Source organism: Komagataeibacter sp. FXV3, from assembly GCF_015155755.1.
Lineage (GTDB): Bacteria > Pseudomonadota > Alphaproteobacteria > Acetobacterales > Acetobacteraceae > Komagataeibacter.
Genome location: NZ_VWPI01000006.1, coordinates 12,826 through 33,780, shown reverse-complemented (window position 1 = coordinate 33,780; position 20,955 = coordinate 12,826). Strand labels below are relative to the sequence as shown.

Sequence of the window (20,955 nt, the reverse complement as noted above, 5' to 3'; positions counted from 1 at the left end):
GGATTCCCGAAAAGGAAACAAGTATGACCGATGAGATTTCCGACATAAACGTGACCTCCATCATGCCGTTCGTGAAGCCGGACGGCGCGCGCGGCACACTGGCGCAGGGGACGTACGAAACCCTCAAGCGGGAAATCGTCGATTTCCGCATGCCGCCGGGACAGCGTTATTCGGAACATGAACTGACGGCTGTCCTACAGGTGTCCCGTACGCCGTTACGGCTGGCGCTGCACCTGCTGGCGCATGAGGGGTTCGTGCAGCACGTGGGGGGACATTCCTGCTGGCAGGTCAGGCCGGTCGATCTGGAATACTACCGTGACCTGTATGATTTCCGCACGGATATTGAGGTCATCGCCATCCACCGCCTGTGCGCGCAGCCGTCCCGCCCCGACCTATCCACCCTGCGCGCGGTATGGGACGTGCCACACGCGGCGCGGCAGACGGATGGCCTGCTGGTGGCCGAAGCGGACGAAGCCTTCCACCACACGCTGGTGCGTCTTGCAGGCAATGCGGAAATGCTGCGCTCCTTTACCCGCCTGACCGACCGCATCCGCGTGATCCGGCGGCTGGATTTCATAAATCCCGACCGGATCGCCGCCACTTATGACGAACATGCGGCCATCATACGGGCACTGGACAATCCTTGCGCCACAACGGCGGAAGGTCTGATCCGGGCGCATATCGGTGCGTCCCGGACCGAAATCAAGAAAATCACCTATCACCAGATGGCGCAGGCCGTGGCCACGGCAGGCAGTGCGTCCGTCGTCTCGCAATAGAAAACTGCTTCGGCGTGGAAGTGACGTATCATGAATGTTGTCAAGAATATCAGTGAAGACCTGCAGGGCTGTCAGGATGCGGCGCTGCTGAATGACTGGCATGTCGTCGGTTTTTCAACAGACGTGACGCCGGGCGACCTGGTAGCCGTCACCCTTATGGAACGTGACCTCGTGCTGTGGCGCGCAACCGATGGGCAGGTGCATGCGTGGGACGACCTGTGCATCCACCGTGGCGCGCGGCTGTCCAAGGGGTTCGTGCGCAATGATACCGTCATCTGCCCGTATCACGGCTGGACATATGATGGATGCGGCACCTGTATCCTGATCCCGGCCGCACCGGGCGAAAAGCCCATGAAGAAGGCCCGGGCCATTACCCACCATGTGCACGAACGCTACGGATTCATATGGGTGTGCACGGGCACGCCCGCGCGTGATATTCCCGTCTTTCCCGAATGGGATGACCCGGCGTACCAGAAAGTGAACTGCGGTCCCTACCGTTTCCGGTCCGGCTATCGTGCGGTCGAAAACTTCATGGATCCCAGCCATTTTCCCTTTGTCCATGCGGGCGTGAACGGCATTTATGACAATCCCGATCCCATCCCGCCCTATGAGGTGGAGGAAACCGCCGATGGCCTCTTCACGTCCGAGGTACGCGTGACACAGCCCTATGGCGATCCCCGGCAGGTGCCCGTTATCGCCTATTATGCCTATAAATGTTTTCGCCCGCTGGTCGCGTATTTCAAAAAGCGCCTGATCATTTCCGATCCCGCGCGCCAGCATGAAGGCAACGAGGCCGACCGTTTCTGTACCTATCTTACGGCACAGATCGTGGATGAACAGACCAGCATCATCCGTATCTGCTGCGCCACGAATTTCGATCCACAACCCACCGTGGAAGACGTTCGCCGCAGGCAGGATCTGGTCTATGCGCAGGATGCGGCCATTGTCGATACCCAGCGCCCTGAACGCATTCCCGTGGACCTGCGGCAGGAACTGCATCACCGCAGTGACCTGCTGGGACAGAAATACCGTGCATGGATCAAGGGCATGGGCATTACCTATGGCGTTTACTGACCCCGCAGCGCCGGACGGCACGATACCCGTCCGGCTGACCACTATTACCTTCGGCGCGCGGGATCTGTGGACCTTCACGCTGGAAGCCCCTGACGGAAATCCGCTCCCCCCCGCAACGCCGGGGGCGCATATCGACCTGCACCTGCCCGACGGAACTGTCCGGCAGTACTCGCTGCTGTCCACCCGGCCCTATACCATTGGCGTCAAGCGCGAAGCGGAGGGGCGGGGGGCCTCACGCTGGCTGCACGACCATGCGCGTGTAGGCATGATTTTTGCCATAAGCCCGCCCCGCAATGCCTTTGCTTTGCGCGAGGATGCTGCCCATACTGTGCTGCTGGCCGGTGGCGTGGGTATTACACCGCTGCTGCCTATGTATGAACGGCTGCGTAAACTGGAGCGATCGGTCCATCTGCATTACTGGTGCCGTAGCCGCGAACATGCCCTGTTTGTCGGTCGCCTTGAACAGCGGCCTGATGTCACGCTGCATTTCGGTGATGCCACCCGCCCCCGGCTGGTCGATGTGGTGGGGAATATCGTGGCGGGCAGCGAAATCTATTGCTGCGGGCCGGAACGGATGCTGGCGGAACTGGCGCTGGCAACTGCCGGTTTCCCGCCTGAAACCGTTCATGTCGAACGTTTCCATGCCGCCCCGATGCAGGGGGACGAAACCGGGGGAGACGCCTTTACACTGGTTCTGGCGCGTTCGGGGCGTGAACTGCACGTGCCGGCCGACCGCTCCGTGCTGGAGGTGGTGACGGAAGCGGGCATAGATGTGCCGTATTCGTGCGAGGAAGGCATATGTGGCGCGTGCGAGACCATCGTGCTGGAAGGCCAACCCCTGCACCGCGACAGCGTGCGTAGCGCGCAACTGCATGATAGCCGGGGCAGGATGATTATCTGCTGTTCACGCAGCCGCACGCCCCGCCTTGTGCTGGACCTGTAAGGGGTATGTTACCCGATGCGCAGGGGCGCGCGTCCGTGTTCGTTTCCGGCTTCGACCAGATAGGAAAGGTAACTTATGAACAATGCACGTTCATTTTCGGGCAGGGCGGCTACGGTGCGTTCATGCGCGCGCTGGGCCGCACCGTCCATCTGCGCCAGTACGGCCGACCCACGCGCCGTGACACGGATCAGGTTGACCCGCCGGTCGGTTGCCTTCTTGCTGCGGCTGATAAGGCCGTGCGCCTTCAGCCGTGCGATCACGTTGGCCAGCGTCGCCCGGTCCACGCCCACTTCATGCCCCAGGCTGGCCTGATCGATGTCAGGATGGACGGCAGCGACCGTCAGGATGCTGTACTGCACCGGTGTCACGCCAAAGTCCGCGCATTCCTCTGCAAACAGGGATAGGTGGATCTGGTGCAGCCGCCGGATCAGGAAGCCCGCCCGATGGGACAGATGGTTGCGGTAAAAGCTTGATGTGGCATCCGCCGATGGCGGGGCGGCGCTGTCCGGCAGGTCGTTCAATATGGTCTCCAGTCCTGTCGTGTGGTGCAGGTGGGGGTAGGCGAAGGAAAGTTCGTGATGCCAGACAATGTGACCATTGTCCCGTAATCGCAAATTCCGGCCGGAATGGCATGGCCTGATTATTCAGTATGCTGAACTTATGTTTGGAGGAAGGTTGGCCGCGCAGGGAATGGATGATCCCGCCAGCCGGTCAGAAGCCGGCATCACAGGCGGCAATGCATAAGGATGCACAGGGTATCATTATCATCTCCGATGGGGTGACGGACATGCAGCGCAGGAAAATCTGCCTGCGCAAACAGGGGGCAGGATCGTGAAGCTGATGGAAAACTACGATATTATTGTCTGCGGTGGCGGCACATCGGGATGTGTTGTTGCGGGCTGGCTGGCGGATAATCCGCACCTGCGCATTCTGTTGCTGGAAGCAGGCGGCGATGACCGGGTGCCCGTCATTACTGATTCCCGTGTATGGATGTCCAATATCGGCAACCAGTATGACTGGGGTTTCCGCGCCACGTCCCAACCCGCGCTGAACGGCCGGACCCCACCACTGCCCATGGGCCGCGTACTGGGGGGGGGCTCCAGCACCAATGGTCTGGTCTGGGCACGTGGGCATAAGGTCGATTTCGATTACTGGGCCGAGGTCACGGGCGATCCGGGCTGGGGGTATGATGCTGTTGTCGATCTGTACAAACAGCTGGAAGACTGGGACGGGCCGCCTAACAGCCGCCTGCGGGGATCTGGCGGTCCCGTTTATGTCACCCGTCCGGCCAATCCCGTGCCTGTGGCGCACGGACTAGTATGCGCGGCACAGGCGCAGGGGATCCCGGCGGTCGAGGACCTGAATGCCGAAGCCATGGAACAGGCCGGGGCCGCGGGCATTCCCAACGTGACGGTCCGTGGCGATCACCAGCGGGTTTCCATGGCGACGGCTTTCATCCGCCCACGCATGGACCGGCTCAATCTGACGGTCCTGCTGGGCACCACGGTCCGCCGCCTGATCATGCAGGGCAGCCGTGCCATTGGGGTTGAATGCGTGCGCGACGGTCAGGTCCAGCGTTTTTACGCACCCGAAGTCGTACTGAGCCTGGGGGCCATCAATACGCCAAAGGTGCTGATGCTGTCTGGCATAGGAAATGCGGCGCATCTGTGGCAGCATGGCATACGCACGGTCCAGCACCTGCCGGGGGTCGGGCAGAATTTTCAGGATCATATCCTGCTGGCCGGGTGCGTGTTTGAATACCGGCGGCCTGAACCCCCGCGCAATAATTCGGCCGAGTTCACGTTCTTCTGGAAAAGTGATTCCGCCCTGCCGGGACCGGACCTCCAGCCAGTGCTGGAGGAAAAGGCGTTCGGCAGCGAGGTCACGGGGCCGCGCTACAACCTGCCGGTCGACCCCGCACTGTGCTGGACGCTGGCGCCGGGCCTGATCCAGCCCAAAAGCCGGGGTTCGGTGGAACTGACTGGCGCGGACCCTGATGACCCGGTAAGAATCAACGCCAATTTCCTGTCAGAGGAAGCAGATGTCAACGCGCTGCTGCGGGCCACGGAACTGTGCCGTGAAATGGGTAATGCACCGGAATTGCGGGAATTTGTCCGGCGTGAAGTCATGCCCGGCCCACTGGATACGACCGATATGAATACGTTCATACGCGATGCGGCGGGCACCTATTTCCATCAGACCTGTACCGCCAGCATGGGACGTGATGAACGATCGGTGGTGGACGGGTCGCTAAAGGTCCATGGCGTACAGGGACTGCGCATTGCCGATGGGTCGGTCATGCCGCGCATTACCAGTGGCAACACGATGGCCCCCTGCGCCATGATCGGCGCGCGCGCGGTCAGGCTGATCCAGTCGGAATACGGCATGTAATGATTATAATCCGCGAATATGGGCTGGAGAAATAAACGGTGAACCCTGAATCCTTTTCCCTGACTAATAGTGTGCCGACCTACCGGCTGTATATTGATGGTGCGTGGGTGCACGGTACGGGACAGCCACTGGCTGATGATTTCAACCCTGCTGATCGTTCCCTGTTCGCCCGTGTGGAACAGGCAGGGCCGGCGGAAGTCGAACGCGCGCTGGATGCCGCCGCACGCGCAGCCCGGACATGGGGAGCGACACTGGCAGGCGCGCGTGAATGCCTGTTATTACGTGTGCGCGACGTCATACACCGCCGCCGGGATGAAATACGCGATGCGCTGATTGCGGAATGCGGCTCCGTCTTTTCCAAGGCATTGTGGGAAATCGATTACGTCATCGACCTTTTGCAAAGTGCTGTCGGCGATGTCCGGCATGCATTCGGTGAAACGATGCCCATGACACAGGCAGGGCAGGTTTCCATGTCGGTGCGGCGGCCGTTGGGGGTCATTGTCGGGATCGCGCCCTTCAACTCCCCTTTTCTGCTGTCCATGAAGAAAGTGGTCATGGCACTAGCGGCGGGGAATACCTTTATCCTGAAACCGTCGGAGGAAACGCCTGTTTCGGGCCTACTGATCGCCGATATATTTGCCGAGGCCGGATTGCCGCCAGGTGTGCTGAACGTCGTGGTCGGGGACCGTGTAGCAGTGGGGGAGGCACTGGTGCGTGACCCGCGTGTACGCAAGATCACGTTTACCGGTTCAACGTGCACGGGCAAACATCTGGCGATGGAGGCGGCGCGCAACCTGAAGCGCTTTACATTGGAAATGGGCGGGAAAAGCCCGCTGATCGTGCTGAAGGATGCCGATCCGGATTATGCTGTGGATGCAGCGGCATTTGGCATTTTCCTGCATCAGGGGCAGGTCTGCATGGCCAGTTCGCGCGTGATCGTGGAAGCACCGCTATATGATGCATTCTGTGAAAAATTCGTCGCAAAGGCCCGCACGATCAGGACAGGCGACCCACGCGACCCGGCAACGGTGATCGGACCGCTGATCCGTCCTGCGCAATGCGACTTCATTGACGGGCATATCGTGGATGCCCGCGCCCATGGCGCCACGGTCATGCTGGGTGGTACGCATGATGGCCCGTATTACGCGCCAACCATCCTGACAGGCGTGACACCGGCGATGCGTATTTATCATGAGGAAAGCTTCGGTCCCATCGTATCCATCTTTCGTGCGCAGGATGCGGAAGATGCGTTGAGACTGGCGAATGACACGTCATACGGCCTGTCCGCCGCCGTTATCACCAATGATCTGCAAAAAGCGTTTGACCTGTCGCTGCGCCTTGAATCCGGCATGGTCCATGTCAATGACTGCACTATTTCAGATGAACCCCACGTGCCCTTTGGCGGCGTAAAGAACAGTGGCTTTGGCAGGGAAGGCGGACGCTATTCCATGGAAGAAATGACGGAAGTAAAATGGATCACGATCCAGCTGGGAAAGAACAGTTTTCCCTTCTGATGTCTCCCCGGGCTGATTTATTGTCGTTGCAGTACGTCCTGCACCATAGTGCCGTGATTACGGGAGCAGACAGCATCATGCCGATGGGCAGGGTATACGCGTGTATTTTCACCAAGAAGAACAGTGACGGCAGTCCCGCCATGCTGTCCGATTGCGTGAAACAGCCATAGGAGACGAAGACTGGCTGTCTGTCGCTTTCTGGCGTCATGACATCCGCATGGCTGATTTCGGATGGAAGGGAGGACGGATCGCGGTCAGCAGGAACGCAATCCGGGTGCACAGGTCGTCAGGCCCACGCCGCAGGGTGCCCCACTGCTGTGGTCACGGCACTGGAGTGGGGTCCGCCTGTCTGTACGCAGCCAGACGGCTCATCGCCTCACAGAGAGCCTCGGCATCTGCCGCATCATTCTTGCTGCGCCTGACGTACGGTTTGACAAGCTGTGGCGCCATCAGCCTTACTTTGTGGCCAAGTGCGCCAAGGGTTCTGGCCCGGTGATGGGAGGCCTCACAGGCTTCAATGCCAATCACTGTCGGCGGAAGTTTCTCGAAAAACCGGATCATCTGATGCCGGCTCAGTTTCCGGCTTGGCGCAACCTGATCTTCGGCATTCACGCCGTGGAGTTGAAACACTTTTCTCAAGCGGCATTCGGCCGGTCAGCGTGGGTTCTCCAACAAGTGCATCGAGATAGACCGTGATGGCCGTACATTCCGCAAGGCAGGTTCCATCCTCAAGTTCGAAGACCGGCAAGGTTCCGGAATAATTTTTGGCGAGGAAATCAGCTTTTTTGTGTTCGCCTTTCCACAGGTTGATCGGCACGAATTCGACATCAGACAAGAGATTTTTTGCAGTCAGGGCAATCCGGACGCGGGCCGGATAGGAGCCGGTGGGCTAGAGCACGTCCACTGAACGATGAATCGTGTGGGGTGACAAGGGGCATAGATTGTGATTCACCGTTTCCATTGATGGAGATGGTGATGGCACGAGCATTGAGTGACGATCTTCGGGTGCGCGTTCTGGAAGCCGGAGCAGCGTGCGGGTCAGCCCGTTCAGTGGCGAAGCGGTTCGGGATCGGGATTTCGACGGCGATCCGGTGGCTCCGGCGTGAGCGTGAAAGCGGCGAACGGGCGGCGCGGCGTCCGGGCAAGCCACGCGGCTCAAAGCTGGACGGACATGAAGCCTTTATCGTCGGCATGATCGAAGCGCAGAAAGATATCACGCTCAAGGAGATGGTAGCGCGCCTGAAGGATGAGCAATCCGTCGGGATCGGCCGCAGCATGCTCAGTCGATGGCTGCGTCAGCATAGGTGGACATTCAAAAAAAGACCGCACATGCATTGGAGCAGGAGCGTGAAGATATCCTGAAACGTCGGCAGGACTGGTTCGACGGCCAGGCTGACCTCGATCCGCACCGTCTGGTCTTCATTGATGAAACCTGTCTCTCCACGAAGATGGCCCGTCTGCGTGGTCGTGCTTTACGCGGAGAACGCTGTCGGGCAGGCGTTCCTCATGGCCATTGGAAAACCACCACTTTCACCGCTGGCCTGCGCCTCACGGGCATGACCGCACCCTTCGTCCATGATGGCGCCATGAACAGCGAGATTTTTCAGGCCTATGTGGAGCATGTTCTCGTGCCGACGCTGAGCCCAGGCGATATTATCGTGCTGGACAATCTGCCCGTCCACAAGGTTCCGGGAGCGCGGAAGGCCATCGAACGAGTGGGGGCACAGATGATGTTCCTGCCTCCCTATAGTCCCGATTTCAACCCGATCGAAATGGCATTCGCCAAACTCAAAGCCCTTTTACGCGCCAGGGCAGCAAGAACCGTCACAACCTTGTGGGATGCCGCCGGATCAGTCCTGGATGCTTTCACTCCTGACGCATGCGCCAACTTCTTTACAGCCGCTGGATATGAGCCGGAATAAAGTGGACGTGCTCTAGCCATAAGACGGGCCGCGCAGATGCATGGCTATAACGGCCTGAATTTCCGTGATCTGGCGGAGGAAGTCGGCATCAAGGCAGCCAGTATCTATTATTACTTTCCCAGCAAGGCCGATCTGGGTGCTGCGGTTGCACGGCGTTATTGGGAGGATATCAGGGCCGCGCTTGACGCCATGCAGGCAGAAACTCCCGATCTCCGCCTATGTCTGCGCCGTTATCCCGAGATGTTCCGCCGATCGCTCGAAAACGGCAACCGCCTGTGCCTGTGCAGTTTCATGAGTGCTGAATATGCGGACCTGCCGGAAGCCGTCAGGCATGAGGTTCAGACTTTTGCCGACATCAATGTCGCATGGCTGGATACGATCCTATCCGCGATGCTTCGAAGCAGCCTGCCTCCATCCAGCGACGAGATTGCTGATAGACTGCCGACCAGGGCGGCAGATCGTTCGGCATGACGCGCTAGGCAATCCCGTAGCGGATCACGTAGCGCAGACCGTTGAACAGTTCGCGCAGATCATGCCGCCGCTGTTCCACATCCTCTCGCATCAGAACCAGATACGGGACAACCAACGACCATTCTTCGTCTGATACGTCAGAGGAATACGGCTTCCGAACTTGCGTCATTCAGCATTACTGAACCAATCATGCACGAAAGTACATAACACCCTCTAGGGTAGCGAGTTCGTTAGTGCTGTCTATCCGCACGCGATGCTGCAAAAAAAATCAATAGCGTCTTGGCTATGCTCGTCCCCTATTTTTTTCTTGAAAACCGACCGTCCGGACGGTATTTAATAGGCATGACCAGAAAACCAAAACGCACCAACAAACCCGAAGTCGTAAAGAACGACCTGCTTAACGCAGCAGGCCGGATACTGATCACGAACGGCATTCAGGCGTTTACACTGGAACTGGTAGCCAGGGAGGCAAACGTCAGCAAAGGCGGCCTGCTGCACCATTTCCCGAACAAGAAAGCCCTGCTGGACGGGCTTTTCATGCGTGAAATGGACCTGTTCAGGCGTGAGATGCTTACCTCCATGCAGGATGATCCTGTTGCGTTCGGCAGGTCTGCGCGGGCGTATATCGGGTTTAACCATGATGAAGCGAAAGAGACGCCGGTCATCATTCGTCATCTGCTTGCAGCCATGCTGATTGATCCACAACTCAGTCAGGAATGGATCCAGCATTACTGGAGCGTTATCCGCTCCATCGGCCTGTTCGAGAACATGACTCCAGCCCTTCTGCTCGCCTGTATGGCTGCTGATGGCCTTTCCCTGTGGGACATTCTGGAGGCTGGTATTATAGACCAGACCATGCGCGACAGCCTGCATGACCTGATGGTGCAGTTAACACAGGCCCCTGATAAAGCCGGCTGAAATGCAGGGAATTTTCTCTTTGTCATGGACGGTTGTTTCAGGTGTCATGGCAACCGCGGCGCAGAAACAGGCTCTGGGTTTTACCAGAGCTCCGCCAATGGCCGTCATGATGGCAGGCTATATATCGTCGTTCATCTTTTTTGCTGGCTGGTTCTACTTCCGGAACCGGTTTAATGGGCAACAGGCCACCATGATTATTCTTGTCCTGTTGGGAATTTCGGCTATCGCGGCACTGCCGTAAAGAAAAAATCCTGTATTTTTCGGAAATCAACATGTCCTGTCGAACGTGCACAGACATCCTGACAAGGGTGCTGCCTCTGGTTGCGGCATCATGCCTTTTAGGGTGCAAGCCGACCTCTTCCCCGGTAAAACATGCAGCCCTACCGGTTGTGCAGGCCCTCAGAGTGCATGACGCCTCTCCACAGAAGGCTGTCTTCATTGGATTATACGAGGCCGAAAGAAGTATTTCTCTCGCCCCGACACAGGCCGGGCGCCTGACATCAGTATCGGTTGTCAGCGGTCAATATGTTCATCAGGGCGATGTTCTAGCCACATTTGAAGACAGGCTACTGCTAGAGATGGAAGCCCAGGCACAGGGCGAGGTTGATGCCGCCCGCGCCGAAATGAATCAGGCTGCCGCAACATATAAAAGAAGCCGGGGACTGGACACCATAGGGGGGCTATCCGCCGGAGCAGTCGAAGAACGTGCCTATTCGTGGCATCTGGCACAGGGAAAATACAGATCAGCCCTTGCCGCCCTGACGCAGGCCCAGATTCAGGTGGCTGAAAGCAGAATCCGGGCGTCTGAAGATGGCTGGATCATGAGCGTCACGGGTGTTCCGGGTAGCCTGGTTGGTGCCGGGAGCGAAATCATACGGCTGTCCGCAGGGGCACCTGAAGTCCATTTCAAGGTTCCATCATCTTCATTCTGGAGTGTTGGTGCCAGGGCGGAAGTTGGCCTGCCTGATCAGGATGGCCAGCCCGTTCAGGCTGCCATCAGGGAAATTGGCGCGGTTGATGCAACCAGCCAGATGCAGGATGTCAAATTGGAACTGGATCATCCGCTTCCCGTGGCTGTCAACAGCCTCGTCACTGTTGTCCTTGCCGCGCATGACGTGTCCCATGCCGTGCGCGTGCCGCTTACTGCCGTGGATTCAGCAGGCCAGACGCATGCCCATCTGTGGGGGTTGACGGATGGGCAGGCGCCCCATCTTGTCCTGCGACGCGTCCGTATTGTCGGGCTGAGAGGGGCAGATGCGCTGGTTGAAGGCCTGACGGACGGTGAATGGATTGTCACCAATACTGACGGTTCGTTCCAGCAGGGACAGGCTGTTCTTGTTGCCGGGCAGGCAGGTGAACGCTGATGATGGATCGTTTCAACGTCTCACGCTGGGCTGTTGGCCATCCGGCACTTGTCAGCTTCATGATGGCCTGTCTTTTCCTTGCCGGTGGATACGGTTTTTTTCACCTGGGCCGGGCGGAAGATCCCGCTTTCACGCTCAAGAACATGATTGTTTCTGCCCAATGGCCGGGCGCAAGCGCCCAGCAGATGCAAAGGCAGGTTGCCGAACCACTTGAGCAGGGGCTGCGTGATATCGAAGCCATAGATGTTCTCAGCACATATTGCGTTCCGGCAGCCTGCGTGACGCAGATATTCCTGCGCGATGACGAACGAAAGGAACGTGTTCCGGTTATCTGGCAGCGGGTCCGTAATCGACTGTCCGACCTTTCTCCCAGCCTGCCGTCTGGCGTGACGCTCGCCGCCAATGATGATTATGCCGATGTCTATGGCTATGTATTTACCCTGACCGGGGGAGAAAATGCAGACCTCATCAGGGAATCCGAATATCTGAAGAAGATTTTCCAGGCTGTTCATGGCGTAGGCAAGGTCCAGATCAGCGGCGAGATCCCCCGGCAGGTTAGCGTCGATCTTGATCCGCAACAGACTGCCGCAAGGGGAATAAGTCCCGATCAGGTGGCAAGGTCGCTTCAGGGCCGATCGGCCCTGGCATCTGGTGGCTCGGTGGATTTTACAACCGTTGTTCCCATGAATATGTCCGGGGCCCTCGACGGTGTGCAGTCCGTTGAAGAGACGCCACTGGCAGGCCATTCCGGCACCATCCGTGTCAGGGATATTGCCCAGGTGAGCCGTGAGTATGCAGACCCGGCACCGTCGCTGATCCGTTACGGGGGCAGGCCGGCCGTTGTCATTGCTGTCGCAATGGCTGACGGCGCGGACGGACTTGCGCTGGGCAGGGCGCTTGAGAAGGCGGCGGCCTCGGCAACGCTGCCCGCGGGGATGACGCTGACGCAGGTGGAAGACCAGAGCCGGGTTATCCGGGAGGCCGTAAATACATTCCTGATCAAGTTCGTCGTGGCGCTGAGTGTTGTTCTTCTGGTGGCTTTTGTCAGCCTGGGCCTGAAAGCGGGGATTATCGTAGCCTGCTCCGTGCCGCTGACGCTTGCCGGGGTCAGCCTGTATATGGGCACGGAGCATATCGGGCTCGACCGTATTTCGCTTGGCGCTCTCATCCTTTCCCTCGGGCTGCTGGTAGATGATGCCATCATCAGTATCGAAGCGATGGTCGTGAAGCTTGAACAGGGGCGCAGCCGCGAAGAGGCAGCCTCTTTCGCGTGGAGCCACACCGCATTTCCAATGCTGACGGGCACGGTGCTGACGGTTGTAAGCTTTCTGCCGGTTGGCCTGGCGCAGTCGACAACGGGTGAATACGCCGGTGAAATTTTCTGGGTCAGTGCCGCGGCACTGCTGTTCAGCTGGGTTGTGGCGGTCGTTTTCATCCCGTTTCTGGGGGTTCATCTCTTGCCTGAGGCCAGGCAGCCCTCACAGGCATCACGTGAGTCCCGGCTGACGGGTATGCTGCGCCACATGCTTAGCGCCAGCCTGCGATATAAAAAAGCCGTAGCGGGTGGCACGGTCATGCTGCTGATCGTAGCGTGCGGCGGTTTTATGTTTGTTGACCAGCAGTTTTTCCCGCAATCCGATCGCCCGGAAGTGATCGTGGATGTTGCCATGCCACCGGGAACAGCCATTGGGGAAACCGATGCGGCCGTCGGCATCATGGAAAAGCGCCTGGCGGGAAGCCCATCGCTGCGCCACATGCAGGCCCATATTGGCGATGGCGCGCCGCGCTTTTACCTTCCGTATGCCCCGGCCACACCCAGTGCCGCCCACGCGACACTCCTTCTGGTTGCACAGGACCTTGATGCACGGGAACAGCTTATCCAGCAGGTTGAGGCAATCTCCCTGCCTGCAGGCGTGCACCTGCATGTGCAGCGTCTGTCGCTGGGCCCCACCGCTGACTTTCCGGTACAGTACCGCATCATAGGGCCAGATCTGGACACCTTGCGGGCCATTGCACGCAACGTGGATGAAATCCTGCGCGGTACACAAGGCGCGGTCTCGGTGCAGGCAGACTGGGGGAACCGGACACCCAGCCTGACCCTTGAAGCGGATCCGGATAAACTCGCATATTTCCAGACAGATCGCGCCAGTGTTGCCGCACAGCTTCAGGCGGCCATTTCCGGACAGGTCGCAGGTGATATTCCCGATGGTCACCATCATATCCCGGTCATGGTGCGGGCCGCCCGCTCCGTGCGCTCTGATCCCGGGCTATGGACGAACCTCCCCATTGTAACGGGAACCGGGGTCGTGCCGCTTGGTCAGCTTGGCACCATACAGGTGACAACCGACTTCCCGATCCTGTGGCAGAGAAATGGCGAACTCTGCATGACCGTTCAGTCGGGTGTTGCAACGGACATCCAGCCCGCGACTGTGGTGCAGCGCGCAACGCCAGCAATGGAAGCCCTGCGCATGCGCCTTCCTGCGGGATACAGGATTGAAACGGGGGGAGACGTGGAGCTTTCCTCAACAGCGGATAGTGCGATCTTCGCTTTCCTTCCGCTGACCGGGGGGCTGATGCTTCTGGCGCTGATGATTCAGTTGCAAAGCTTCAGCCGCTCCCTGCTTGTGCTGTTTTCGGCACCACTTGGCCTGATCGGGATGGTGCCCGGCCTGCTGGTGACAGGGGCGCCGTTTGGCTTTGTGGCCCTGCTAGGGCTTATTGCCCTGGCCGGCATGATCATGCGCAATACGATCCTGCTGGTCGATCAGATCCAGGCCAGTCACCAGGGCGCCACATCGCTGCATGCGGCCATCATTGATGCGACGCTGACCCGCGTGCGCCCTGTCTGCCTGACGGCGGTGGCGGCAATTCTGGCTTTCATTCCCCTGAGCTTCAATGTGTTCTGGGGGCCAATGGCCATTGTCATGATTGGCGGGCTTGTTGGTGGCACGGCCCTGACCCTGATTGCCGTGCCCGCGTTCTACGCTGTCCTGTTCGACCGCAAGGCCACCACCATGAAAGCAGCCGTCCATGTCTGAAATGCGCTCTTTCCATTACAGGGCGCGCATGCTTCTGTTTCCCGTGCTGCTTGTGGTAGCCGGCTGCACTATGGGGCCAGATTTCGTGCGGCCGAAGCCGGTGCTGCCGGAGCAGTGGCAGAATGCCGGGGCTGTGGTGCACTCGCCCCCGTCATCCCTGCCTTGGTGGCGTATGTTCAATGATCCTGTGCTCGATCAGCTCATGCTTCGTGCCGAAAGCGGAAATCTTGATATGGCGCTGGCACGTGAACGGGTCAAAGCCGCCCGCATACAGCGTCGCGCCGCATCGGCTGAGAGTCTTCCGTCACTGAACGGGCAGGCTTCCTATACGCATGACCGCCTTGCCACAGCGGGGGTAGGGGAGGTTTTGCAGCCCCTGCTGGGTCTTGCCCCGGATGCACTGAGGCAGGAGCCGGAAGGTGTCTCCTATACAAATTACAGTATTGGCGCGGTGGCCTCATGGGAACTGGATATCTGGGGACGCCAGCGTCGGCTAAGGGAGGCGGCAAAGGCGGAGTTGTCTGCCGTACAGGCCGATGTGGATGCCATGCATCTTTCGACACAGGCAGAAATTGCAAGAACCTATTTTCAGTGGCTGTGGGTTTCGGACCGCCTGAAACGCGCCGAAAAATCGCTGGAACGGGCAACGCAGCTTCTGGCCATAGCCAAGGCTGTCAATGCACGCGGTCTCCTTGCAGGTGTTGATCTGGAGAAGCAGCAAAGCGTTACTCAGGCCGCACTTGGTGAAAAAGATGAACTTGCCCTGCAACAGGCTTCGTTACATCGGGCACTGGCCGTGCTTGCGGCAGGGCGACCGGATGCGGACATACCCGAACTGGCAAAACCCGCAGACCTTCTGGATGTGACAATGCCACAGGTTGCTGTTGACATTCCTTCCGATATGGCCCGGAAACGTCCGGATATCCGGGCGGCGGAAGCGCGGCTTCACGCGGCCACAGCGACGATTGGCATGGCGCAGGCCGATTTCTATCCGCAGGTTACCCTGACAGGGCAGATCAGTCTCGATGCCCTGACGGTGGCCGAACTGGGGTGGAATGCACGCAACACGTCCTTTGGTCCGACACTTACCCTCCCGATCTTTAATGGGGGGCGTCTGTCCAGTCAGCTTGCGCTGCGCCATTCTGAACAGAGGAGCGCGGGTATATTTTATCAAAGCGTCGTTCTGAATGCATGGGTTGAGATCGAAAACCTGTTGTCACACGAAAAATTTTTCAGGTCACAATATCAAAGGCAGCTCTCTCTCCTTGATGCTGAAAAATCGCGCACTGCAGTAATTCAGAAACGCTATCAGCATGGTGACATGTCACGGGAGGAACTATTGACTGCCGCTCTTTCTGAAAGTGAAAGTGAAGCAAACCTTGCCAGAACATATGTAGCGTTGCTGACCAATGCCGTTGATCTCAAAACAGCACTGGGTATCTAGCATTACTTTGGCAGAAAATTCGGAATAAGGATTCCCAACGGGCGTGATGGGTGTTTCATGGAAGACCAGCTATAGAGTTCCAGACCGACAGATATGTGAGGTTCGCGATATCCATTTTGTTGGCATAAGAAATCTTATAAGACCTAAAAATCTAATTGCAGGATCTGAATTGCCCCGGGTTTTGTGGAGACGTTTTTATCTGAACTACGCAGCTAATGCATGTGATTTCTGTTGTGCATAAAAGCGAGCCTCAGCTTCTGCTGGCGGGATGTTTCCAATGGCGGACAGGATCCGTCGATTGTTGAACCAGTCGACCCATTTAAGTGTTGCCAGTTCAACCGCTTCTTTGTTTTTCCATGGCCCCTGCCGATAGATGAGTTCGGTTTTGTAGAGACCATTTATGGTCTCAGCCAGAGCGTTATCATAGGAATCTCCAACGCTTCCGACAGAAGCAACGAGACCCGCTTCAGCCAGTCTTTGCGTGTAGCGAATGGACACATACTGACAGCCGCGGTCCGAATGATGGGTCACTTTTCCCTCAGGCCGCCTCTGGCACAGAGCCTGCTCCAGGGCGTCCAGCACGAAGTCGGTATGGGCGGTGGACGAGACGCGCCAGCCCACAATCACGCGGGCAAACACATCAATGATGAAGGCCACATAAACAAAGCCCTGCCATATGGAAACGTAAGTAAAATCCGAAACCCAGAGCCTATTGGGGGCTGGAGCATGAAACTGGCGTTGCACCAGATCCTGCGGACACGGACGTTGCGGATCAGGTCGGGTGGTTATGACCCCCTTGCCACGAATGACGCCTTTAAGTCCCATCTGGCGCATCAGCCGCTCTACCGTGCAGCGGGCGATAGTCCTGCCTTCGCGTCTGAGCTGATGCCAGACCTTGCGCACTCCGTAGACACAAAAATTATCGTTCCATACCCTGCGGATTTCATCGCACAGTTCTTTGTCTTTCTGGCGGCGCACACAGGGATTTTTCTGCCTGGCCACGGTTGCATAATAGACAGATGGCGCAATCGGCAGGATCTTGCAGACTGACCCGACACCATATGTCTGCCGGTGTTCATCAATGAAGCGCGTCATGGCCTGAACCGGCGGTCGAGTTCCGCCTGGGCAAAATATGCCGACGCCTTACGCAGGATTTCATTGGCCTGACGCAATTCGCGGTTCTCCCGCTCCAGTTGCCTGATCTTCTCCCGATCAGGCAACTCACTCACCGCAGGCGCATTGGCCCGCTCATGCAGACGGGTCCATTTTGACAGCGTGTCAGGGTGAATATCCAGCTTTGGAGCGATCATCATCACCGCAGACCACCGCGCAGGATGGTTCTTCTCTTCCTCCAGAACCATGCGGGCTGCACGTTCACGAAACTCAGGCGGAAAACGCTTCGATTTGTTACTCATGAATTCTTCTTACCTCACGGGTCTTGCTGTCTCCACAAAACCCGGGGCAATTCATATGCCCGGGGAGGAAGCCTGGCTGATTGACGAGCACCGTTCCACCGGAGAACGGAAATACTATCTGTCCAACCTGTCTGCCGACACCTCCCTCAGGCTACTGGCCGCTGCGATCAAGGCCCGATGGGTCTGCGAACAGGCGCATCAGCAACTCAAGGAGGAACTGGGCCTCGATCACTTTGAGGGACGATCATGGATAGGCCTGCACGGACACGCCCTGATGTCCGTGATGGCCTACACCTTTCTCCAGTCCCGGCGCCTCACGGTGGTCGGACGAAAAAAAGAGTCACCGGCCCACCACCACAGCCCAGTCTGCCAGCAATACGACAGGCCATTCTTGATCGCATCCTGCGACCACCCATCGGGCAATGCCCGCACTGTGGAGACCTTCTACTCCAGACCCCGCAACACATTCTGCCAAAGTAGTGCTAGTATGGTGCATTAGCCCTATACATTATAGTGAACATGCTCTTTATAGTCGATTGGTCTCAGAGCCTGAATCAGAAAGCGGTTTGATTGATTTTCCGCAGAACTCTGCGGATATGGGCGATCATCAACCACGCGCAGGATGACGAGATTGTTGCCTCGACATCCTTCGTGAGGCGCCGGCAGTGTCCGAGCGCATGCAAAGCTGCGCTCCACGATCCAGCGTTTGGGCAGGACGACGAAGCCTTCGGCCCGATCGCTACGCTTGACGATTTCGATCGTCCATCGGCCGAGTTCAGCCAGCGCACCACGCAACTTCTCGCCAGCATACCCGCCATCACCAATCAGATCGCTACCAGCGGCGCGCCGTCACGATCCTGAATGTCGGCGGGATGCACGACAGCTGCCACGACATGACCCAGCGTGTCGGTCGTGATATGCCGCCTGCGGCCCTTGATCTTCTTGCCCGCGTCATAACCGCGTGGACCGCCGTTTTCAGCGGTTTTAACCGACTGGCTGTCAATAATGCCTGCCGAAGGCGTGGCGTCTTGCCCGTCCTGCTCACGCGACAGGATCACGAGAATATGGTTCATCGCTTCCCATCGTCCCTCGCGGATCCAACGGTAGAAATAGCCCTGCACGGTCGTGAACGCGGGAAAGTTACGAGGCAATTGTCGCCACTGGCAACCCGTAGTGACGATATAAAGGATCGCCTCCATGACCCGGCGCAAATCCGTACGTCATGGTCTCCCCAGTCGTTTCCTCTCGGGCATCAAAGGCGCAATCAGCGCCCACTCCGCATCATGAAGGTCGCTTGCATACTCCAGGTCGTCCCGGCGATACTGCGCGCGGGTGATTTCAGTCCAGGCCATCTTGATCTCATCAGGTTTTCACAAACCCAGGAATCATAACCCGGTGAAATCACTCAACTTACTTTTCGGTCAGACACTCAGGGAACATTTTTTCTGTTATGATGAGAGAAAAATAGAAAATGACAAAAACATTAATTACATTTATATTTTCGTGCCCCAGAATGTAAATGATTCATATCAAAAATACTATATTTACTTCATTATGACAAAAGAACAATTTGTTCATAACATGAAGTTCCTCCTCAAACAACACAATAGACGGTGTCGCATCTTGTAATGGTCATGATGCATTCTGTCTGGAGTGAGACCTCATTTATGATATGATTCTAAAGTAATTCCAGTTCTCTACGGAGGGTTGGGGCGAGCAGGCCACCAATTCCGCTGCCATTACTATTTTATTTTAGATACCTTGACTAACATATTTATATTTGATAGATTAAAGTGAAAATTTTCGCTAGATATAGATAATGAACACCATATCCCTTGTTCGTCTTTGCCGACCACATCAATATATAAAGAACCTTTTTGTTTTTGCTGGTCCTGTGTTCTATAACATTCGTGAATACGATCTTCTTCTAAAAGATTTACTTTCATTTATAGCCTTCTCAATGATGGCAAGTGCAATATATGTCTTTAATGACATAATTGATGTCAATGCAGACAGGCAGCATCCAGTCAAATGTAATCGTCCGATTGCCAGTGGGAAAGTATCAGTCAGGGTTGCCATTATTCTGGCAATCTCCCTTGTTGTCATTGCATTGGGGATGGGGATGATCATAGGTCTCTGGGCGCTGACGTTTCTTGTACTCTACATGGTCATCAATATTGGATACTCTCTTCGCTGGAAGCATATCCCCGTCATTGATGTGTTCCTGATTTCTTCAGGCTTCATGCTGCGTATCCTAATCGGCACGGTAGGGCTGGGCATTCATGCCACGTCATGGATCCTGCTGTGTGGCCTCATGTTGACCCTTTTCCTGGGGTTTGCGAAGCGGTGCGCCGAGCTGCTGGCGCTGGAAAACAGCAACGATGTCAATCCCGCTTCTATTCGCCGCGTGCTGGATGACTATTCTCCTGAAATGATCGAGCAGTTCACCGCCATCAGCGCAGCCTGCACCATCATCTGCTATAGCCTGTATACCGTCTCGCCTGAAACTGTGGCGCGACACCACACCGCAAACCTGATCTATACGGTTCCCTTGGTGGTTTACGGCATTTTTCGCTATCTTTTCCTCCTGCATCGGGGGGCTGGCGGCAATGACACCGCGCACGACCTGCTGCGCGATCCGCACCTGCTGATAACCGGGCTGCTCTGGCTCATGGTCACGATAGGGGTCATTGTATGGCCGGTCTGAAAATTCCCTCCCAGCAAGCGCTCAGTCGCGGTATTGTCCTATCCGGTGTACTGGCAGCGCTAGGGTATCTGGGGTTTTCCCTTTGGGCGGGCTGGGGTGAGGTCCTTCATGCCCTCGGCACGGTCGGTACCGGGGGTATTTTTCTGGCCCTTGTCCTTTCGCTGGTCAATTACGGGCTACGCTTCGTGCGCTGGCAGATATACCTGTCGAGGCTGGGCCACAGGGTGGGTGTGGTTGATAGTGCCCTGATCTATTTTTCCGGCTTTGCCCTCACCACCACGCCCGGCAAGGCGGGTGAACTGCTACGCGGCATCTTTCTTGAAAGTCGAGGCATGCCGTTTTCACGTAGCATTGCTGCATTGCTGAGCGAGCGCCTGTCCGACATGATCGCCATCGTAGTGATCGGGCTGCCGGGCCTGTCTCTCTATCCGCCCGCTCGTCCCATCGCCGCTCTCTGCCTTGTCCTGATCTTCATTTTCGGATTTGTCGTGTTGTACGGGCGCATACTGGAAACCATCGCGACATGGGTTTCCGCCAGTCGGTTCAAAGCTGTCAGGGCGCTGCGGCACCTGCTTGATATCCTGATCGAAGCCCGGCAGTGCTACACGGTCAATGTCATCGTGATGATGCTGCCCCTCTCGCTGGCTGCATGGTCGGCCGAGGCCTTCGCCTTTCACCTTGTACTCGAACGCATGGAGGCGGATGTCGGGTTGTGGACGTCAATGTCCATATATGCGCTGGGCATGCTGATCGGCGGCATAAGTTTCATGCCCGGCGGACTGGGCGGCACCGAGGCGGTAATGACGACGCTGCTGGTCATGACAGGCGTCTCCAGTGTCGATTCTGTCGCCGCAACCATCATCATCCGTTTGACAACGCTGTGGTTTGCCGTGTTTCTTGGCCTTGTCGTGCTGCTGGCGGGGCGCAGGCGACTGATGCCACCAACGCAGCAGGCCGCCGCATGAGAGACGATATCAG

At 57.4% G+C, this 20,955-nt stretch carries 16 protein-coding genes, 5 pseudogenes and 1 other annotated feature; of the genes and pseudogenes, 15 read left to right on the top strand and 6 right to left on the bottom strand.

Annotation, left to right across the window (positions count from 1 at the left end; all coding sequences use genetic code 11):
• The first annotated feature begins 23 nt into the window (after nt 1-23).
• Genes F1542_RS00630 through F1542_RS00620 form a run of 3 tightly spaced genes read left to right on the top strand, consistent with a single transcriptional unit; the run spans nt 24 to nt 2,793 of the window.
• On the top strand, nt 24-776 hold the full coding sequence (locus F1542_RS00630; protein WP_227672327.1) for a GntR family transcriptional regulator: 753 nt from the start codon (nt 24-26) through the stop codon (nt 774-776).
• A gap of 30 nt (nt 777-806) precedes the next feature.
• On the top strand, nt 807-1,850 hold the full coding sequence (locus tag F1542_RS00625; RefSeq protein WP_193731301.1) for an aromatic ring-hydroxylating dioxygenase subunit alpha: 1,044 nt from the start codon (nt 807-809) through the stop codon (nt 1,848-1,850).
• The gene (locus F1542_RS00620) at nt 1,837-2,793 is read left to right on the top strand and encodes a PDR/VanB family oxidoreductase (RefSeq protein WP_193731300.1); all 957 of its coding nucleotides are present in this window, start codon (nt 1,837-1,839) and stop codon (nt 2,791-2,793) included. The genes F1542_RS00625 and F1542_RS00620 overlap by 14 nt, the downstream gene beginning before the upstream one ends.
• 8 nt (nt 2,794-2,801) lie before the next feature.
• Here F1542_RS00620 and F1542_RS00615 read toward each other — a convergent pair whose 3' ends face one another.
• Nucleotides 2,802-3,314: a MarR family winged helix-turn-helix transcriptional regulator gene (locus tag F1542_RS00615; protein ID WP_227672326.1), complete on the bottom strand. Its 513-nt coding sequence runs from the start codon at nt 3,312-3,314 to the stop codon at nt 2,802-2,804.
• 319 nt (nt 3,315-3,633) lie between these two features.
• Between F1542_RS00615 and F1542_RS00610 the strand changes: the two genes are divergently transcribed.
• Together F1542_RS00610 and F1542_RS00605 are read left to right on the top strand one after the other, a co-directional pair.
• Nucleotides 3,634-5,184, top strand: a complete 1,551-nt coding sequence (locus F1542_RS00610) for a GMC family oxidoreductase (RefSeq protein WP_193731299.1) — start codon at nt 3,634-3,636, stop codon at nt 5,182-5,184.
• Nucleotides 5,185-5,222: 38 nt separating this feature from the next.
• A complete protein-coding gene (locus F1542_RS00605; RefSeq protein ID WP_346011733.1) occupies nt 5,223-6,698 on the top strand; it encodes an aldehyde dehydrogenase family protein in 1,476 nt (491 codons plus the stop codon).
• A 363-nt stretch (nt 6,699-7,061) separates the two neighbouring features.
• On the opposite strand, the pseudogene F1542_RS16985 reads toward F1542_RS00605, so the two are convergent.
• A pseudogene (locus tag F1542_RS16985) lies at nt 7,062-7,337 on the bottom strand (IS110 family transposase); the annotation flags it as partial.
• Between the two features lie 34 nt (nt 7,338-7,371).
• A pseudogene (locus F1542_RS17310) lies at nt 7,372-7,566 on the bottom strand (glutathione S-transferase N-terminal domain-containing protein); the annotation flags it as partial.
• 107 nt (nt 7,567-7,673) lie between these two features.
• On the opposite strand from F1542_RS17310, the gene F1542_RS00595 reads away from it, so the two are divergent.
• A protein-coding gene (locus tag F1542_RS00595) for an IS630 family transposase (protein ID WP_227672325.1) occupies nt 7,674-8,620 on the top strand; the annotation gives its coding sequence in 2 pieces (ribosomal slippage) (nt 7,674-8,013 and nt 8,013-8,620; 948 coding nt in all).
• 18 nt (nt 8,621-8,638) lie between these two features.
• The gene (locus tag F1542_RS00590) at nt 8,639-9,091 is read left to right on the top strand and encodes a helix-turn-helix domain-containing protein (protein ID WP_346011735.1); all 453 of its coding nucleotides are present in this window, start codon (nt 8,639-8,641) and stop codon (nt 9,089-9,091) included.
• Here F1542_RS00590 and F1542_RS00585 read toward each other — a convergent pair.
• A pseudogene (locus F1542_RS00585) lies at nt 9,018-9,260 on the bottom strand (transposase); the annotation flags it as partial. The gene F1542_RS00590 and the pseudogene F1542_RS00585 overlap by 74 nt on opposite strands.
• 116 nt (nt 9,261-9,376) lie before the next feature.
• On the opposite strand from F1542_RS00585, the gene F1542_RS00580 reads away from it, so the two are divergent.
• The 5 genes from F1542_RS00580 (at nt 9,377) to F1542_RS00560 (ending at nt 15,855) form a co-directional block, all read left to right on the top strand.
• A complete protein-coding gene (locus tag F1542_RS00580; protein ID WP_227672333.1) occupies nt 9,377-10,009 on the top strand; it encodes a TetR/AcrR family transcriptional regulator in 633 nt (210 codons plus the stop codon).
• Nucleotides 10,010-10,055: 46 nt separating this feature from the next.
• Nucleotides 10,056-10,250, top strand: a complete 195-nt coding sequence (locus F1542_RS00575; protein WP_227672323.1) for a hypothetical protein — start codon at nt 10,056-10,058, stop codon at nt 10,248-10,250.
• Between the two features lie 148 nt (nt 10,251-10,398).
• Nucleotides 10,399-11,373: an efflux RND transporter periplasmic adaptor subunit gene (locus F1542_RS00570; RefSeq protein ID WP_408886210.1), complete on the top strand. Its 975-nt coding sequence runs from the start codon at nt 10,399-10,401 to the stop codon at nt 11,371-11,373.
• Nucleotides 11,373-14,411 carry an efflux RND transporter permease subunit gene (locus F1542_RS00565; protein WP_193731296.1) on the top strand — a complete coding sequence of 1,013 codons (3,039 nt, stop codon included), beginning with the start codon at nt 11,373-11,375 and terminating at the stop codon, nt 14,409-14,411. Before F1542_RS00570 ends, F1542_RS00565 begins: the two co-directional genes overlap by 1 nt.
• Nucleotides 14,404-15,855: an efflux transporter outer membrane subunit gene (locus F1542_RS00560; RefSeq protein WP_193731295.1), complete on the top strand. Its 1,452-nt coding sequence runs from the start codon at nt 14,404-14,406 to the stop codon at nt 15,853-15,855. The genes F1542_RS00565 and F1542_RS00560 overlap by 8 nt, the downstream gene beginning before the upstream one ends.
• Before the next feature lie 204 nt (nt 15,856-16,059).
• Here F1542_RS00560 and F1542_RS00555 read toward each other — a convergent pair.
• Nucleotides 16,060-17,270 (bottom strand): IS3 family transposase gene (locus tag F1542_RS00555; RefSeq protein WP_193731294.1). Its coding sequence is split into 2 segments (ribosomal slippage): nt 16,060-16,985 and nt 16,985-17,270, totalling 1,212 coding nucleotides; the frame shifts between segments, so codons are not numbered across the junction.
• Nucleotides 16,876-16,992 (bottom strand) — a sequence feature (AL1L pseudoknot). (Overlaps the previous gene by 117 nt.)
• 43 nt (nt 17,271-17,313) lie before the next feature.
• Here F1542_RS00555 and F1542_RS00550 point away from each other — a divergent pair.
• Nucleotides 17,314-17,662: pseudogene (locus F1542_RS00550) on the top strand (transposase); the annotation flags it as partial.
• Nucleotides 17,663-17,824: 162 nt separating this feature from the next.
• On the opposite strand, the pseudogene F1542_RS00545 reads toward F1542_RS00550, so the two are convergent.
• Nucleotides 17,825-18,622, bottom strand: a pseudogene (locus tag F1542_RS00545) (IS5 family transposase).
• Nucleotides 18,623-19,089: 467 nt separating this feature from the next.
• On the opposite strand from F1542_RS00545, the gene F1542_RS00540 reads away from it, so the two are divergent.
• Together F1542_RS00540 and F1542_RS00535 are read left to right on the top strand one after the other, a co-directional pair.
• The gene (locus F1542_RS00540; RefSeq protein WP_193731293.1) at nt 19,090-19,977 is read left to right on the top strand and encodes a decaprenyl-phosphate phosphoribosyltransferase; all 888 of its coding nucleotides are present in this window, start codon (nt 19,090-19,092) and stop codon (nt 19,975-19,977) included.
• Nucleotides 19,965-20,942 carry a lysylphosphatidylglycerol synthase transmembrane domain-containing protein gene (locus F1542_RS00535; protein WP_193731292.1) on the top strand — a complete coding sequence of 326 codons (978 nt, stop codon included), beginning with the start codon at nt 19,965-19,967 and terminating at the stop codon, nt 20,940-20,942. Before F1542_RS00540 ends, F1542_RS00535 begins: the two co-directional genes overlap by 13 nt.
• Nucleotides 20,943-20,955 lie beyond the last annotated feature (13 nt).